Raw genomic sequence first — 15561 nt, 5'->3', positions numbered from 1 at the left:
TCGCTGCCGCAGCAATGGTGGGGACTTAAAACTTCACCCAGGTGGCGGGGTCGAAGGCGCGGCCCTGATGGCGCAATTCAAAGTATAGCCCTGATTCCTCGTTGCCGCCGCTGTTACCCGCGCTGGCAATGGCGTCGCCGCCCTTGACGGCATCACCCACCCGTTTCAGCAAGGATTGGTTATTGCCATAAATACTCATGTACTGGCCGCCATGGTCGACGATGATCAAATTGCCGAAACCACGCAGCCAGTCGGAAAACACCACGCGGCCGCCGGCGATGGCGTGGATCTCGCTGCCTTCGCCCGTGCGGATGAACACGCCCTTCCAGCTGGGGCCGTCACCGCGCTTGCTGCCGAAGCGGGCGGCAATCTTGCCCGCCACGGGCGCGCGCAACTGCCCTTTCAGGCCGGCAAAGGCGCCAGATGGCGCGGCCGGGCCCAGGCTCGGACGTTCCGGCTCCGGTTCCGGCTTGGGCTCAGGCTTGGGCGTCACCTTGGCCACTTGCGGCGGCTCGTCGTCATCGATCGGTTCCAGTTTCACAGGCGGCGCTGGCGGCGTCTGCGGCTTGATCTTGCCCGATTTGTTTTGTTGCTCTTTCGCAATGCGTTCGCGTTCGGCTTGCGCCTGGGCGGCCTTGGCGCGCGCGGCCAGCAAGCGTTCGCGTTTTTCTGCGGCGATCTTGGCGTCCGCAGCCGCTTTGGCGGCGGCGCGCTGCTCGGCCAGCAATTGCTGGCGTTTCTTTTCGGCCGCAGCGGCCGCGGCCTGCTCTTCGATCAGTTTCGCCAGCTTGTCGACCAGGTTGCCCATGCGCTGTTCGTCGCGCTCGACATTGCCCACTTCCTTGCGCTGCGCCACCAGGCGTTGCGACAAGCTCGTCAGCAAGGCGGCGCGGCGCGCCTTTTCCTGCACCAGCAGGGCCTTCTGGTCGCGCTCTTCCTGCGCGATTTCTTCCAGTTCATCCTTGGCGTTCTGCACGTCCGCCTGGTTTTTCTCCACCGCCAGCAAGTTGACGCGCAAGGCGTCAAGCAGGCGCGCCTGCGCCTGCGACACATAGGCCATCAGTTGCAAGTCGCGGTTGATGCGGTTCGGGTTGTCGCCCGACAAGAGCAGCTTGATGCGGTCTTCGTTGCCGGCGACATATTGTTCACGCAGCAATTTGGACAGCTGCGCTTTTTGTTTCTCGACGGTGGCCGTCAACTGCTGGTGCTCTTGCCCCAGCGCATTGAGTTTCACGCCCGTCGCGCTTTGCTCCTGTGCCAGGTCGCGCAAGGCGCGGTTGGCGTTGGAAATAGCCTCTTCCGACTCGGCCAGGGTATCGGCCGCGTCATCCTTGGCGCTTTCCGTGCGGCTGATGTCGCGCTTGAGCGCCGTCAGCTTTTGTTGCAATCCAGCACGTTGTGCTTCCGCGGCCGCTTTCTGCTTGCTGCGTTCGGTGGGCTTGGCACCCTGTACGGCGCCGCTCGACAACAGCAGCGCTGCGCACAGCATGGCGCCGGCGCGCCACGCCGGCAGGGGTCGTTCAGCAGAGGGGGCGATCGCTGTGCCGCGGAAGAAAGACAACAAGTTACTTGGCCTTCCCTTGGTTCGCCACGGCCGCTTGCGCTGCCGCAATCGCTGCCGGGTCGCCCAGGTAGTAATGACGAATCGGTTTCAGGTCGGCGTCCAGTTCATACACGAGCGGCTGGCCGTTCGGAATGTTCAAGCCGACGATGTCGCTGTCGCTGATGCCGTCTAGCATCTTGATCAGCGCGCGCAGGCTGTTGCCGTGGGCCGAAATGATGATTTTCTTGCCAGCGCGGATAGCCGGGGCGATTTCTTCGTCCCAGGACGGCATCACGCGCGCCACGGTGTCTTTCAGGCATTCGGTCAGCGGAATCGACGCTTTCGGCAAGCCGGCATAGCGCGGATCGTTGAACGAGGCGCGGTCATCGTCAGCTTCCAACGGCGGCGGCGGCGTGTCGTAGCTGCGGCGCCACACCAGTACTTGCTCGTCGCCATACTTGGCGGCCGTCTCGCCCTTGTCCAGGCCTTGCAGGGCGCCGTAGTGGCGTTCGTTCAAGCGCCAGTCGTTCTTGATTGGCAAATACATCATGTCCATCTCGTCGAGCGCCAGCCACAGGGTGCGAATGGCGCGCTTCAGGACGGAAGTGTAGGCCACGTCGAACGTAAAACCTTCCTGCTTGAGGATCTGGCCGGCGGCCTTGGCTTCGTTGACGCCCTTTTCCGTCAGATCGACGTCGGTCCAGCCGGTGAAGCGGTTATCGAGGTTCCAGGTGGACTCGCCGTGACGCATGAAAACGATTTTGTACATAGTTCTATCTTCTCAAGGGGTTCAAATCAAAAAAGCAAAACGTAAAAAGACCTCGTCCAGCTTCTATTTTATAATGCGCGGATTGACTTAAACCATTGGACCCTACGTGAAATTCATTATCGACCACATTTTTCTGTTTGCCATCGTCATTATTTCCGGCGGCGCCCTCCTCTGGCCACTGCTGTCGATGCGCGGCAAGCGCGCGACCGTGCTGGAAGTCACGCAATTGATCAACCGCGGCAAGACCATCATCGTCGACGTGCGCAGCGCGGAAGAATTCGCCACGGGGCACTTGCCTGACGCAAAAAATATTCCGCTGCCGGAACTGGCAAAACGCCTGGGCGAGCTGGAAAAATTCAAAACGCGCCCCATTGTAGTGGTTTGCCAGAAAGGTTCGCGTTCGGCAACGGCCGTCGGCCTGCTGACCAAAGCCGGTTTCGCGGAAGCCACCAGCCTGGAAGCCGGCCTCGACGAATGGAAAAAGCAAGGTTTGCCATTGAAAACCTTGTCGCTGGCGAAGTAAACCAGCATTTATTGAAGGAATCATCATGACCGTACCTGTAATTGTGTATAGCACCGCCGTGTGCCCGTATTGCGTGCGCGCCGAGCGCCTGTTGGAAGCCAAGGGCGTGAGCGTGCAAAAGATCCGCGTCGACCTCGACCCGGAAGAGCGCATCAAGATGATGGAACGCACGGGCCGCCGCACGGTGCCGCAAATCTATGTGGGCGATACCCACGTGGGCGGTTTCGACGATTTGTATGCGCTCGATCAAGCTGGCAAGCTGGACCCCTTGTTAAACGGCACAGCAGCCTGATATAAAGCGGGTTCGAGAAATTGCTTGGTTTTTTGTCGTATTGTTTTGATACAATTGCCCTCGCACCTGATCTGGCCGTGCCTATCCGGCACGGTTTACATACCGCAAGCACCATATTTGAACGGTGTGCCGTTCTTGTCCTTTACAACGAAAGCGTTCCATGTCTGACGAAAATCTGCAACCAGTCTTCCAAATCCAACGCGTCTACCTGAAAGACATGTCGCTGGAACAACCAAATTCCCCAGCTATTTTCCTGGAACAAGAAGCACCAGCAATCGAAGTCGCTCTGGACGTGGGCGCTGCGCCTCTGGCCGACGGCATCTTCGAAGCCACCGTGACCATCACCGTGACCGCCAAAGTCGGCGATAAAGTCGCTTTCCTGGTTGAAGGCAAGCAAGCTGGTATCTTCGAAGCACGCAACATTCCTGCCGATCAACTCGATCCGCTGCTGGGAATCGGCTGCCCGAACATCATCTACCCTTATCTGCGCGCCAACATCGCCGACGTGATCACCCGTGCCGGCTTCCCGCCAGTGCACCTGGCCGAGATCAACTTCGAAGTGTTCTACCAACAACGTCTGCAAGCTATTGCTGACGCCGCTGCCGCAGCTCCAGCAGCCAGCGAAACGCACTAAGCTCTGCAAGACCCCGCCGGCCGTCAAGGCTGGCCTGACACGGCGGCCTGGCCGCCGTGTTTCGTTAAGGTTCAAAAAATATCATGTTGAAAAGTGCGCTCTTGAGCAAGTTCCGCTGGATAGCCGGCGCCGTGCTGCTGCTGGCCACCGCCGCCAGCCACGCCGTCGATTTCAAAACGGTGGGAGCAAACCCCGTGATCCTGTACGACGCGCCGTCCGCCAAGGGCGGCAAGCTGTACGTGGCGCCACGCGGCATGCCGCTGGAAGTCGTGCTCAGCTACGGCGAATGGGTCAAGGTCCGCGATGCCAGCGGCGAAATGGCCTGGACCGAAGCCAAGGGCCTGTCGGCCAAGCGCAACGTCGTGGCGCGCGCCGCGAACCTCAAGGTTCGCGCCAGCCCCGACGACACCGCCTCGCCCATCATCCTCGTCGACAAGGGCGTGCTGCTGGAAATGAGCGAGCAACCCAGCTCCGGCTGGGTCAAGGTGCGCCACAAGGATGGCCAGAGCGGCTACGTCAAGACCAGTGAAGTGTGGGGCCTGTAAGCACCGCCAGATTCATCGGGGCAACGGCCAGCCGCGCCGTGCCCCTCCCCCTGCCAGACTGAGGTTGCATGCAAGTTTCCCCTGAAAACACTCCCGATACCAGCGCCACAGCTGCCCCGCGCCGCATTACCGTACTGGGCGCCGGCGCCTGGGGCACGGCCGTCGCCATGGCCCTGGCCGGCCGCCACGACGTGCTGCTGTGGGGCCGCAACGGCGACGCCATGGCCGCCATGGCCGCCAGCGGCGAAAACAGCTATTTACCGGGCTTCCCCTTGCCGCCGCAACTGCGCATCAGTGCCGATTTCGACGCCGCCGTCGCGCATGCCGGTGGCGAACGGGGCCTGCTGATCGCCGCCTGCCCCGTGGCCGGCCTGCGGCCCCTGCTGCTGCAACTGAAAGACAAGGCCATCGGCAAGCTGGTATGGCTATGCAAGGGCTTTGAAGGCGGCACGGGCTTGCTGCCGCACCAGATCGTGCAGGAAGTGCTGGGCGACAACATCCCCGGCGGCGCCCTGTCCGGGCCCTCGTTCGCGCAGGAAGTGGCGCGCGGCCTGCCGTGCGCGCTGACCATCGCCTCGCACAGCGCCGCCTTGCGCGGCGCCGTCGTCTCGGCCTTGCATGGCGGCACCATCCGCGTGTATGCGAGCGAAGACCTGGTGGGCGTGGAAGTGGGTGGCGCCGTCAAGAACGTGCTGGCCATTGCCACCGGCGTGGCCGATGGCCTGGGCCTGGGCTTGAATGCGCGCGCCGCACTGATCACGCGCGGCCTGGCGGAAATCACGCGCCTGGGCACGGCCCTGGGGGGCCAGACGGAAACGTTCATGGGCTTGACGGGCATGGGCGATTTGATCCTGACCTGCACCGGCGACCTGTCGCGCAACCGCCGGGTCGGTCTGGGCCTGGCGCAAGGCAAGGCGCTGGCCACCATCGTGGCCGAACTCGGTCACGTGGCCGAAGGCGTGCCCTGCGCCAAGGCCGTGCGCGAACTGGCGCTCCGCATGGGCGTCGACATGCCGATCACCAACGCGGTAGCCGGCGTGCTGTTCGACGGCGATTTGCCGCACCTGATGGTGCAGCAGCTGCTGTCGCGCGATCCGCGCGCCGAGGCGGCTTAACCACGTGTACGAGTAATAACGCCTAACAAAACCGTAGCGAGCGGATGTGAGTTGTGGCTGAGAAGCGGAACTGTGCGAATGCACGGGGACGCCGAGTCAGTGAGCATCGGAGGCCGCGACCCGCGCCGCGCAGTAGGTTTGGTTAGGTGTTCCTAGCGCCCCGCCTTGGCCATCAATATCGTCAGCAGCACCAGACTGTCTTCACGCGCGGCCAGCGCATGCGCCTGGCCGCCGTGCAAGTACAGCATCTGCCCCGGCCCCAGAAGATGCTCCTTGCCATGCGCATCCACCGCTACCTGCCCTTGCAGGCACAGCAAGGTGATTTCACCGAGGACATGATGCTCGGGCATGGTCTTGCCCTTGGGCATGCACATGCGGATCAATTCCAGTTCGTCCGTCTTGGCCAGCGCGATGGCGGAAAACTGCGACAGGTCGTCGCCGTCCCTGCGCAGCACCTCGATCACTTGTCCTGAACTTGCGTGCTCCAGTGCCATCATGTGCTCCTTCAGCAATTACTCGGTGACTTCCTCCGGCTCTTTCGCGCCGCGCATCCACTCGACCAGCGGCCACGCATCCTGCAAGCCTTGCGCCAGGGTCGACAACAGTTTTTCCGGTTCGTTTACGGGCAGCGGCACTTCGGTCCAGACAAAAAAGCTCTTCAGCTTGATGAATTCGATATGTTCGGCGTCCGCCTCGAAACCCTTGGGCGGGCGCTGCAACTTGCCCTCGTTCTGGATGGTGCCGAAACGGGCCTTCAAACGCTTATTTTTCAGCACTTTGGAAAAACCTGGCGCGTCGTTGACCATGTGTTCGCGCAGCGCCTTCAGGCGGCCTGGTGGCGGCATGTATTCGCCGGCGCCGAACAGCAAGTTGCCCTGACCATCGATCTGCAGATAATACGTGGGGCCGCCCGCCTTGCTGGGACGGCGCATGTCGTTCGGCGCGATGGCGGCCGAAAAACGCGTTTTATACGGGCTCTTGTCGTGCGCAAAACGCACGTCGCGGTTGATGCGGAACATGGCCTTCTTCGGATTGCAGTACTTCACGGCCGGGTCAAACTTGCCCAGCTCACCGATCAGACTGGTGACCAGCGCGAGGAATTCTTCGCGCAGGATGTCGTAGCGGGGCTTGTTCATGACAAACCAGGGACGGTTGTTGTTGTCGCTCAGTTCACGTAAAAATTGGGTCAAATCGCGCACATGCATGTGTCAAATTCCGATCAGCAACTATTTGGAAAGCTCTTTCGGGAGGGGGCGCTTGCCCACCATCACGTCGAGCGCCGCTTCGCGATTCTTGCGCAGCACCGTCATTTTAGCTTTTCCGCCAGGCGGCAGTTGGGCGATCAGGTTGAGCATTTCCGTCGTGTCACCCACGGGCTTGCCTTCCACCGTCAGCAGGATGTCGCCGGGCACGATGCCCGCCTTGTCGGCCGGGCCGTTGCGCACCACGCCGGCGATGATGGCGCCGCTGGTACGCTGCAAGCCGAAGCTTTGCGCCAGCTCGGGCGTGATGTCCTGCGTTTCCACGCCGATCCAGCCGCGCACCACATGGCCATCCTTGATGATGGCTTCCATCACCGTCTTGGCCGTCGAGACGGGAATGGCAAAGCCGATGCCGACGGAGCCGCCGCTTTGCGAGTAAATCGCCGTATTGATGCCGATCAGATTGCCGCGCGTATCGACCAAGGCGCCGCCCGAGTTGCCGAAGTTGATGGCCGCATCCGTCTGGATGAAGTTTTCAAAACTGTTGATGTGAAGATTGTTGCGGCCCAAGGCAGAGATGATGCCCATGGTCACCGTCTGGCCCACGCCGAACGGGTTGCCGATGGCCAGCACCACGTCGCCCACGCGCGCCAGTTCCGACTGACCCAGCACTATGACGGGCAGCTTGTCGAGGTCGATCTTGATCACGGCCAGGTCCGTTTCCGGGTCCAGGCCCACTACCTTGGCGGGCGCCTTGCGCCCGTCCGTCAGCACCACTTCGATTTCGTCGGCGCCTTCCACCACATGGTTGTTGGTGAGAACATAGCCTTCATGGCTGACGATGACGCCCGAACCGAGGCTGTTTTTCAAGTCCTCGTCATCCTCGCCGTCCGGGTCGCGGTCGCCGAAGAAACGTTTAAAAAAGGGATCGCGCGCCAGCGGATGGGCGCCGCGCTTGGGTACTTGCAGGGTGAGGATGTTGACGACGGCGGGCATGGCGCGCGCCGCCGCGTCGCGGTAGGAACCGGGCGCCAAGCTGCTCGACGCCGTTTCCACCACGGGCACCGGCTTCGCAGCAGAGCCCAGCTGCTGTACCCGGCTGGCCGGGCGCAGCGCGCCGTACACAAAGTACAGCGCCAACGCGATGGTCACGGTTTGCGCAAACAATAACCAGAATCGTCGCATACAGTTCTCTGCCCAGGTCAGCCGGCCATTGCCGGAACGACTTATTTTGCCAGATCGTTGCTATTCTGTCCGTTCTTCTGCAGAGAGTCGCGGATTTCACGCAGCAGCACGATGTCTTCCGGCGTGACCGGCGCTGGTGCTGGCGCGACCGGTTCGCTGCGGCGGGCCTTGTTCATCAGGCGCACCATCTGGAAAATGATGAAGGCAAGAATGACAAAGTTGAGCAAAATGGTCAGAAAGTTACCGTAGGCCAGCACGGCGCCCGCCTTTTTCGCTTCCACCAGGGTCATCGTCGTGGCCTGGCCGTTCAGGGGCAGATAGTAATTGGCGAAATCGAGGCCGCCGAAAATACGGCCGACGGGCGGCATGATCACGTCTTGCACCAGGGAATCGACAATCTTGCCGAAGGCGCCGCCGATGATGACACCGACTGCCAAGTCGACAACGTTGCCTTTCATTGCAAATTCTTTAAATTCCTTCATCATTGCCATGAATTTCTCCTTCGGATAGGTATAAAAAACATGCCAATCATACTATTGATTCCCAGTGCCACCAACTTGTGGTTGTAGTCAGGACCAATTCGGGCACAGCCGGGCGCATCTAGTTCGAAAGAACTAGCCACCTCCTGCAAAAGTATATAAATTATGGTACAAGCAACGTTTTTGTTTTATTCGTTGTTTGCTTCACTTATAATTTGCGGTTGCCAGAAGTGGCTTTTTCACTTCCGGATAATCAACAAGAAACTGGCACGGGCTGCGCCATTGGCCGAAGTTCCGCAGGGATGTTGCCACTTTACCGCGCAAAGATGCGGGTTGCGGCAATCAGTGGGAAAGAGCTTCGGCGACGGGTTTTTCGCGGCTGCCACTCATAATAAAGATTCGCATTTTGACTGATTGGGGTTTGCATGAGTAACGAAAAGCAGGTCGATTCAGGCCGTCGCGGCTTGCTCGTCGCCACGTGCGCGGCGGGCAGTGTAGTTGGATTGGCAACCGCGGGAGCCTTGGTAAGCACCTTCCAGCCGTCGGAGCGCGCGAAAGCGGCTGGCGCGCCGGTTGAAGTAGACATCACCACCTTGCAACCCGGCGAAATGCGCACCGTCGAATGGCGCGGCAAGCCGGTCTGGATCATCAAGCGCACGCCGGAAATGATCGCGTCGCTCAAACAAACCGATGGCAAAGTCGCCGATGCCAATTCCCAACGCAATCCCGCCGAATTCACGCCTGAATACTGCATGAATGAAGCGCGCTCGATCAAGCCTGAAATTCTCGTCGCCGTCGGCATCTGCACCCACCTGGGCTGCTCCCCTTCCTCGAAATTTACTCCCGGCCCGCAACCGTCGCTACCCGATGACTGGGAAGGCGGCTTCCTGTGCCCTTGCCACGGCTCCACCTTCGACATGGCAGGCCGCGTGTTCAAGAACAAGCCGGCGCCGGACAACCTGCAAGTGCCGCGCCATATGTACCTGAGCGACACCAAATTGCTGATAGGTAAAGACGAGAAAGGCGAGGCTTGATCATGGCTGCTTTTAAAGAAACAAAATTCCCGGCCGACGCTCCCGTTGCCGAAAAAGCGCTGGGCTGGGTCGATGACCGCTTTCCCCTGACCAAGCTGTGGAATGACCAATGGGGCAAGTACTACGCCCCGAAAAACTTCAATTTCTGGTACATCTTCGGCTCGCTGGCCATGCTGGTGCTGGTCTTGCAGATCGTCACCGGCATCTTCCTGACCATGCACTACAAACCGGATGCGGCCCTGGCCTTCAATTCCGTCGAGTACATCATGCGCGAAGTACCGTGGGGCTGGCTGGTGCGCTACATGCACTCGACGGGCGCCTCGGCCTTCTTCATCATCGTCTACCTGCACATGACGCGCGCCCTGCTGTACGGCTCGTACCGCAAGCCACGTGAACTGATCTGGCTGTTCGGTTTCGCCATCTTCCTGTGCCTGATGGCCGAAGCGTTCTTCGGCTACCTGCTGCCATGGGGCCAGATGTCGTACTGGGGCGCCCAAGTGATCGTCAACCTGTTTGGCGCCATCCCGTTCATCGGCCCTGACCTGTCGCTGTGGATCCGCGGCGACTACGTTGTCTCCGACGCGACCCTGAACCGCTTCTTCGCCTTCCACGTGATCGCCATCCCGCTGGTACTGCTGGGCTTGGTTGCAGCGCACTTGATCGCCCTGCATGAAGTGGGCTCAAGCAATCCGGACGGCATCGAAGTGAAGGAAAACCTGGGCGCCGACGGCCACCCGCTCGATTCGATTCCATCGCATCCCTACTACACCGTGCACGACCTGTTCGGCGTGTCGATCTTCCTCGTCATTTTCAGCGCCGTCGTGTTCTTCGCGCCGGAAATGGGCGGCTACTTCCTGGAATACAACAATTTCCTGCCCGGCGATTCGCTGAAAACCCCGCTGCACATCGCGCCAACCTGGTACTTCACGCCGTTCTACTCGGTGCTGCGTGCCACCACGGCCGACTTCATGTACGTGCTGATGGGTGTCGTGGCGGCCTACGTGGTGTTCATTTGGCTCAAGTCGCGCCTGTCGACGACGATCAAATCGGCCATCGCCGGCATCGCCATCGTCGCCATCATCGGCATGCTGCCGCAAGTGCTGGACGCGAAATTCTGGGGCGTGGTGTTCTTTGGCGGTTCCGTCGTGATCCTGGCCTTCCTGCCATGGCTCGACCATTCGCCCGTGAAATCGATCCGCTACCGTCCGAGCTGGCACAAATATGTGTACGCCATCTTCGGCCTGTCGTTCCTGATCCTGGGCTACCTCGGTACTCAGGCGCCAACGGATACGAAAACCCTCGTGTCGCAAGTGTGCACACTGATTTACTTCAGCTTTTTCCTGCTGATGCCATGGTGGAGTGCAATGGGCAAGTTCAAGACCGTGCCGTCGCGTGTGACGTTTCACCCGCACTAAGCCGCTCTCACGCCACGCTCAAAGGACATACATCATATGAAGATTGCAAAAAAACTGCTCGCCATCCTGGCCTTCGTGCCAGCCATGGCTCTCGCCAGCGAAGGCGGCTTTCCGCTGGACAAGGCACCTGACCGCCAGACCAACATGGCAGCGCTGCAACATGGCGCCAAATTGTTCGTCAATTATTGCCTGAATTGCCATGCCGCCGTGTCGATGCGCTACAACCGCCTGCGCGATCTGGGCTTGACGGAAATCCAGATCAAGGAGAATCTGTTGTTCTCAGGCGATAAAGTAGGCGACCTGATGATCACGGCCCTGGCACCGCAGGACGCCAAGGCCTTCTTTGGCGTCGTACCGCCGGATTTGTCGGTAATTTCGCGCGCGAAATCATCTTCCGCTGGCACAGGCGGCGACTACCTGTATACTTACCTGCGTACGTTCTATAAAGACGACACTCGGCCGACCGGCTGGAACAACATGGTCTTGCCGAATGTTGCCATGCCGCATGTATTATGGGAATTGCAAGGTGTTCAGACTGCCAAGTTCGTGGAAGAGACAGATCCCCATGAGCCAAGCAAGAAGATCCACAAATTTGCCGGCTTCGAGCAGGTCAAGCCCGGCACGTTGAACAAGATCGAGTATGACAATGCGGTAGCCGACCTGGTCGGCTACATGGAGTGGATGGCCGAACCGGCACAGCAAACACGCAAACGCCTGGGCGTGTGGGTGCTGCTGTTCCTGTCGGTATTTGCTCTGCTGGCATGGCGCCTTAACGCGTCGTTCTGGAAGGAAGTCAAATAAGTGAGGCGCCGGCCATAGGCCGGTTTATGCCTGTTTCTGCGTTGTCCGCATGAGTGGACAAGCGACCTGGGGTGAGCCGTTCGCGGCTTCACCCCCTTTGTTTCTAAGGAACTATAAAAAATGATGGTTCTCTATTCGGGTACAACCTGCCCATTTTCGCAACGCTGCCGCCTGGTTCTGTTTGAAAAAGGCATGGACTTCGAAGTGCGCGACGTCGACCTGTTCAACAAACCGGAAGATATTTCGACCATGAACCCGTACGGCCAGGTACCTATCCTGGTCGAGCGCGAACTGATCCTGTATGAATCGAACATCATCAACGAGTACATCGATGAGCGCTTCCCGCATCCGCAACTGATGCCGGCCGATCCGCTGATGCGTGCCCGCGCGCGCCTGATGCTGTTCAATTTCGAAAAAGAACTGTTCGTGCACGTGCACGTGCTGGAAAGCGAACGCGCCAAGAGCAACGACAAAGCCCACGACAAGGCACGCGCGGAAATCCGCGACCGCCTGACGACTCTGGCGCCGCTGTTCCTGAAAAACAAGTACATGCTGGGCGACGAATTCTCGATGCTCGACGTGGCTGTCGCGCCGCTGCTGTGGCGCCTGGACCACTACGGCATCGAACTGTCGAAGACGGCTGCACCGCTGATGAAGTACGCCGAACGCATCTTCTCGCGTCCTGCATACATCGAAGCGCTGACGCCATCCGAGAAAGTGATGCGCCGCTAAAAGATAGGCCCGACAAGCCACGCTTGCCGGGACATCCAGGGCCATGTGTAAAAGTTGTTTTTGCGCTGTCCCAGTCTTTTGAACTACCGGTGCGCCCGCCTCAAGCTTGAAGGGGGGCGCTCCCGCCTCACAGTGCCTATCATGTCTGAAATTTCAACCAAACCTTATATGCTGCGCGCCATCTACGAATGGTGCACCGACAGCGGCTACACGCCTTATCTCGCGGTCAAAGTCGATTCGCGCACCACGGTACCGATGGAATACGTGAAAAAGGGCGAAATCGTGCTCAATATCAGCTTCGGCGCCACCAGCGGCCTGAAGATGGACAACGACGCCGTCCGCTTCCACGCCCGCTTTGGCGGCGTCTCGCGCGAAATCTACGTGCCTGTCGACAACGTGATGGCCATCTACGCCAACGAAAACGGCCAGGGCATGGCCTTCGAACCCGTGCTGGGCAACGATGACCCCGACGCGCAACCGACGGACAGCCCGGCCTCGGCCGACCTGCCACCGCCAGCGCTCGCCCCGGTCTCCAGCGCCCCGGCCCTGTCGTCCGTGCCGACCAGTTCCCCCGAACAACGCGACAACGCCACGCCCGGCGACGACGAGCCACCAAAAAAAGGCGGCCGTCCGACCCTGACACGCATTAAATAGCGTATAATTCGCAACGCGCAGTTTTTGCCGACTTAGCTCATTTGGTAGAGCAGTTGATTTGTAATCATCAGGTGGCCAGTTCGAAACCGGCAGTCGGCACCAGAATTCAGTAGAAAATCAAAGGGTTACCCGTTTCGGCTGGTAGCCCTTTTTTCTTTTCCCCTGCCTGCGGGACACTCCCAGGCCCATTAACACGCGTCACCGTCCAGATAAGCTTGCGCACGCATTGCTGCACCGCGCAATGACGTCCAGCACATTTAGGCGCAAGATGAGCACGTGCTTGCGCAAAGCAGGCTCCCGATGTCTGGCTTGCCTACCTGGGGAAATATCATGTCCGCACACATTTACAAACTGATCGAACTGGTCGGCACATCGACCGAGAGCAGCGATCAGGCGATACGCGATGCCGTTGCCAAGGCGGCGCTCACGGTCAAGCACATGGACTGGTATGAAGTGACCGAGTCGCGGGGACACATCGTCGATGGCAAGGTGGCGCACTTCCAGGTCACGCTGAAGGTCGGCTTCCGGCTGGAATAAGGCAAGGCGGCAACTCACCTCCGCCCGACAACTCCCCGGCTCTCCAGCCACTCCCGGCCGCCGGCCTCCAGCGCGGCCTCAATCACCTTTTCCGGCAAGCTGTACACGGTCGCCCAGCTGGCGCGGCCATCCTGCGTGTTGGCGGGAAAGCTGTGCGTCTCGATGGGCCAGTGGTATTTGCGTTTGAGCGCTTTGACGATGGCGGCCAGGGAGACGCGGCCTTGCAGGGGTTCGGCGCCGGACTGGTCGCGGTTCGACAGCAGCACGGCCAGGACCTGGCCGCGGCCCGTGCGTGCGCCGGGGAAGGTGGGGGTTTTGTTTGCCATGGCCTATTTTACCGGGCAATTATCGGACGAGATACGATGTGCCGATGTGCCGCACCTTTGATCTGGCGCAAGCGCCACACCAGCTTTACGGCCACGATGGGTATTTCGCCAGGCGTGCCGGCGCCCCTCTGGCAGCCTGGGCCACTCATCACGGGGCACAGGAGCCTATCATGCACAGCCTGAACATCCACGCCATGCAATGGCAACCCGTTGCCGATATTTCCGCCATCGACCCGCTGCTGCCTGCGGATCTGGCCTGCTTTCGCGAACTGCGCGACGTACTGCAGCGCTATGGCGCGCTCGACCGCTTCGGCATTTCCCTGATCCACCGCCATTTCGACATCGCCGACGATGAGGAGCTGATGGAATACACGGATGTGGAAGAACGCACCTTGACGGTAAAACCTGTCAAGAAAAGCGGCATCGACTGGCAGCACACGACCATTACCAACTGGAAATTGACAGAAGGCGAGGAAGTGGCGCGCATCGGTTGCGGTTGCGCAAGCAATTCGGGTGGCCACCTGGGTTATCACCGCGGTACCTGAGGCGGGCCGACGCCGCCCGCCAAGCGGCGTCGGCCTTTCTTACACTTCGCCCTATCCAGCTCAGCCCGCTTTGCGCAAGTACCTGATTCAATTTACTTTTTTGTGTGTGGCACACAAGCTGCTTATCTGTGTCTACGAGATGAATCCAGGCAAGTCATTCTGGATTCTTTGTCCCCCGGATTTTCCGAGACTGACCACGATAAGAGGCTGCGATGAACGTCGATCACACACGAAGCAAGACCCTGGGTTGGCTGGGCGCACTGGCGGCGGCAAGCCTGCTGGCCAGCGGCCAGGCGCAGGCCGGCGCCTACGGCCTGGCCGTCAATGAATTGAACAATTTCCGCATCACCACCAGCGCTGGCGCGCTGTCGCTGGCCGGCGCCAACCGCAATGCCAGCGACAGCGCCTTCTTCGAGGGTGGCGTAGCCGTCAATCCGCGCGCCGTCAATACCGGACCGGCCGCCAACGCCGACGTGCTGCAAGTGTGTTCGGGCGGCGGCTGCAGCGGCTTGCCGCAAAACCGCTACGCACCCAGTCCCAGTACCACGCTGGAATTCGCGCGCGGCGATGCGCACGCCTTCGGCAACATGCTCAATGGCGGCGCCAGCGTGCAAGCCGTGGCGGAAGCACAGCGCAACACCGTCGGCGCCGCCACGGCCACGGCTGGCGACACGCTCACCGGTTCCGTCAACCTGACCCTGTCGAGCGCCGGCTTCATCACCTTCAGCTTCATGGGACGGCGCGACCTGCGCACCAGCGTGACGACCTTGGGCGACAAGTCGAGCGTGTCGATCATGGATATCTTCAATATCTCCTGCAACAGCGCCAGCCCCGTCGGCTGCCTGTCGAACGCGAATGCCGATGGCGTAATCTTCCAGTTCGCCCCCGACGGCAACCCGAACAATGGCAGCGACATCAACGGCAACCATGGCGCCGGCAGCCTCGACCCCTTCAGCCTGAACTTGACGGCCGGCACGAATGACCCCGCTACCGGGCGCGCCTTCACGAATGGCTTTGCGCTGTTTTCCCTGACCTCGAATTTCGCCATGCCCACCGGCAGCTATACCTTGAACTTTTCCAAATCCACGCGCACCGACATCGTCGTCATCGATCCCTTGGCCGTGCCGGAGCCGGGAAGCCTGTTCCTGCTGAGCCTGGGACTGACCGCCCTGGCCTTCACGCGCCGGCGCCTGCCGACATAGCAAGCGACATGCTCCAGACACGCGGCGC

At 60.3% G+C, this 15561-nt stretch carries 20 protein-coding genes and 1 tRNA gene; 14 read left to right on the top strand and 7 right to left on the bottom strand.

Annotation, left to right across the window (positions count from 1 at the left end):
• Positions 1-25: 25 nt before the first annotated feature.
• Together ACQ4W0_RS08445 and gpmA are read right to left on the bottom strand one after the other, a co-directional pair.
• Positions 26-1489, bottom strand: a complete 1464-nt coding sequence (locus ACQ4W0_RS08445) for a murein hydrolase activator EnvC family protein (protein WP_436576637.1) — start codon at positions 1487-1489, stop codon at positions 26-28.
• A gap of 76 nt (positions 1490-1565) precedes the next feature.
• Positions 1566-2312, bottom strand: a complete 747-nt coding sequence (gene gpmA / locus ACQ4W0_RS08440; RefSeq protein ID WP_101483505.1) for a 2,3-diphosphoglycerate-dependent phosphoglycerate mutase — start codon at positions 2310-2312, stop codon at positions 1566-1568.
• 106 nt (positions 2313-2418) lie between these two features.
• Here gpmA and ACQ4W0_RS08435 point away from each other — a divergent pair, with 106 nt between their 5' ends.
• The 5 genes from ACQ4W0_RS08435 to ACQ4W0_RS08415 all read left to right on the top strand — a co-directional run bounded on the left by ACQ4W0_RS08435 (position 2419) and on the right by ACQ4W0_RS08415 (position 5421).
• Positions 2419-2835, top strand: a complete 417-nt coding sequence (locus ACQ4W0_RS08435; RefSeq protein WP_353659236.1) for a rhodanese-like domain-containing protein — start codon at positions 2419-2421, stop codon at positions 2833-2835.
• Positions 2836-2860: 25 nt separating this feature from the next.
• A complete protein-coding gene (gene grxC, locus ACQ4W0_RS08430; protein WP_422727220.1) occupies positions 2861-3127 on the top strand; it encodes a glutaredoxin 3 in 267 nt (88 codons plus the stop codon).
• A 160-nt stretch (positions 3128-3287) separates the two neighbouring features.
• Positions 3288-3761, top strand: a complete 474-nt coding sequence (gene secB, locus ACQ4W0_RS08425; protein ID WP_010394167.1) for a protein-export chaperone SecB — start codon at positions 3288-3290, stop codon at positions 3759-3761.
• A gap of 83 nt (positions 3762-3844) precedes the next feature.
• On the top strand, positions 3845-4306 hold the full coding sequence (locus tag ACQ4W0_RS08420) for an SH3 domain-containing protein (protein ID WP_436576357.1): 462 nt from the start codon (positions 3845-3847) through the stop codon (positions 4304-4306).
• 68 nt (positions 4307-4374) lie between these two features.
• Positions 4375-5421, top strand: coding sequence for an NAD(P)H-dependent glycerol-3-phosphate dehydrogenase (locus ACQ4W0_RS08415; RefSeq protein WP_436576356.1), 1047 nt, complete (start codon positions 4375-4377; stop codon positions 5419-5421).
• 152 nt (positions 5422-5573) lie between these two features.
• Here the strand turns inward: ACQ4W0_RS08415 and ACQ4W0_RS08410 are convergent, their stop codons facing one another.
• The 4 genes from ACQ4W0_RS08410 to mscL are packed head-to-tail and all read right to left on the bottom strand — an operon-like array spanning position 5574 to position 8299.
• The gene (locus ACQ4W0_RS08410; protein WP_436576355.1) at positions 5574-5918 is read right to left on the bottom strand and encodes a cupin domain-containing protein; all 345 of its coding nucleotides are present in this window, start codon (positions 5916-5918) and stop codon (positions 5574-5576) included.
• 15 nt (positions 5919-5933) lie between these two features.
• Entirely contained in the window at positions 5934-6626 is a 693-nt protein-coding gene (locus ACQ4W0_RS08405) for a DUF2461 domain-containing protein (RefSeq protein ID WP_436576354.1), read from the bottom strand.
• Positions 6627-6647: 21 nt separating this feature from the next.
• Positions 6648-7808, bottom strand: a complete 1161-nt coding sequence (locus ACQ4W0_RS08400; protein ID WP_436576353.1) for a Do family serine endopeptidase — start codon at positions 7806-7808, stop codon at positions 6648-6650.
• Positions 7809-7849: 41 nt separating this feature from the next.
• The gene (mscL, locus tag ACQ4W0_RS08395) at positions 7850-8299 is read right to left on the bottom strand and encodes a large conductance mechanosensitive channel protein MscL (protein WP_436576352.1); all 450 of its coding nucleotides are present in this window, start codon (positions 8297-8299) and stop codon (positions 7850-7852) included.
• Between the two features lie 413 nt (positions 8300-8712).
• Here mscL and petA point away from each other — a divergent pair, with 413 nt between their 5' ends.
• The 7 genes from petA (at position 8713) to ACQ4W0_RS08360 (ending at position 13460) form a co-directional block, all read left to right on the top strand.
• Positions 8713-9321, top strand: coding sequence for a ubiquinol-cytochrome c reductase iron-sulfur subunit (petA, locus tag ACQ4W0_RS08390; RefSeq protein WP_436576351.1), 609 nt, complete (start codon positions 8713-8715; stop codon positions 9319-9321).
• A gap of 2 nt (positions 9322-9323) precedes the next feature.
• Positions 9324-10736, top strand: coding sequence for a cytochrome b (locus tag ACQ4W0_RS08385; protein WP_436576350.1), 1413 nt, complete (start codon positions 9324-9326; stop codon positions 10734-10736).
• A gap of 36 nt (positions 10737-10772) precedes the next feature.
• Positions 10773-11537, top strand: a complete 765-nt coding sequence (locus ACQ4W0_RS08380; protein ID WP_436576349.1) for a cytochrome c1 — start codon at positions 10773-10775, stop codon at positions 11535-11537.
• 120 nt (positions 11538-11657) lie between these two features.
• Positions 11658-12269 (top strand): glutathione S-transferase N-terminal domain-containing protein, encoded by a 612-nt coding sequence (locus ACQ4W0_RS08375; protein WP_010394154.1) that lies wholly within the window; start codon positions 11658-11660, stop codon positions 12267-12269.
• 141 nt (positions 12270-12410) lie between these two features.
• Positions 12411-12923 (top strand): ClpXP protease specificity-enhancing factor, encoded by a 513-nt coding sequence (locus ACQ4W0_RS08370; protein ID WP_436576348.1) that lies wholly within the window; start codon positions 12411-12413, stop codon positions 12921-12923.
• Between the two features lie 26 nt (positions 12924-12949).
• Positions 12950-13025: transfer RNA gene (locus ACQ4W0_RS08365), tRNA-Thr, on the top strand.
• Between the two features lie 228 nt (positions 13026-13253).
• On the top strand, positions 13254-13460 hold the full coding sequence (locus ACQ4W0_RS08360; protein WP_436576347.1) for a dodecin: 207 nt from the start codon (positions 13254-13256) through the stop codon (positions 13458-13460).
• Between the two features lie 14 nt (positions 13461-13474).
• On the opposite strand, the gene ACQ4W0_RS08355 is transcribed toward ACQ4W0_RS08360, so the two are convergent.
• Positions 13475-13786 (bottom strand): hypothetical protein, encoded by a 312-nt coding sequence (locus ACQ4W0_RS08355; protein ID WP_436576346.1) that lies wholly within the window; start codon positions 13784-13786, stop codon positions 13475-13477.
• Between the two features lie 170 nt (positions 13787-13956).
• Between ACQ4W0_RS08355 and ACQ4W0_RS08350 the strand changes: the two genes are divergently transcribed.
• Together ACQ4W0_RS08350 and ACQ4W0_RS08345 are read left to right on the top strand one after the other, a co-directional pair.
• Positions 13957-14331: a hypothetical protein gene (locus tag ACQ4W0_RS08350; protein ID WP_436576345.1), complete on the top strand. Its 375-nt coding sequence runs from the start codon at positions 13957-13959 to the stop codon at positions 14329-14331.
• Positions 14332-14543: 212 nt separating this feature from the next.
• A complete protein-coding gene (locus ACQ4W0_RS08345) occupies positions 14544-15533 on the top strand; it encodes an EDSAP-1 family PEP-CTERM protein (RefSeq protein WP_436576344.1) in 990 nt (329 codons plus the stop codon).
• Positions 15534-15561 lie beyond the last annotated feature (28 nt).

This window comes from Janthinobacterium breve (genome assembly GCF_051380895.1).
In the GTDB taxonomy this organism is placed as follows: domain Bacteria; phylum Pseudomonadota; class Gammaproteobacteria; order Burkholderiales; family Burkholderiaceae_D; genus Janthinobacterium.
The sequence above is the reverse complement of the archived record's forward strand: the minus strand, read 5'-3'. Positions and strand labels throughout refer to the sequence as shown.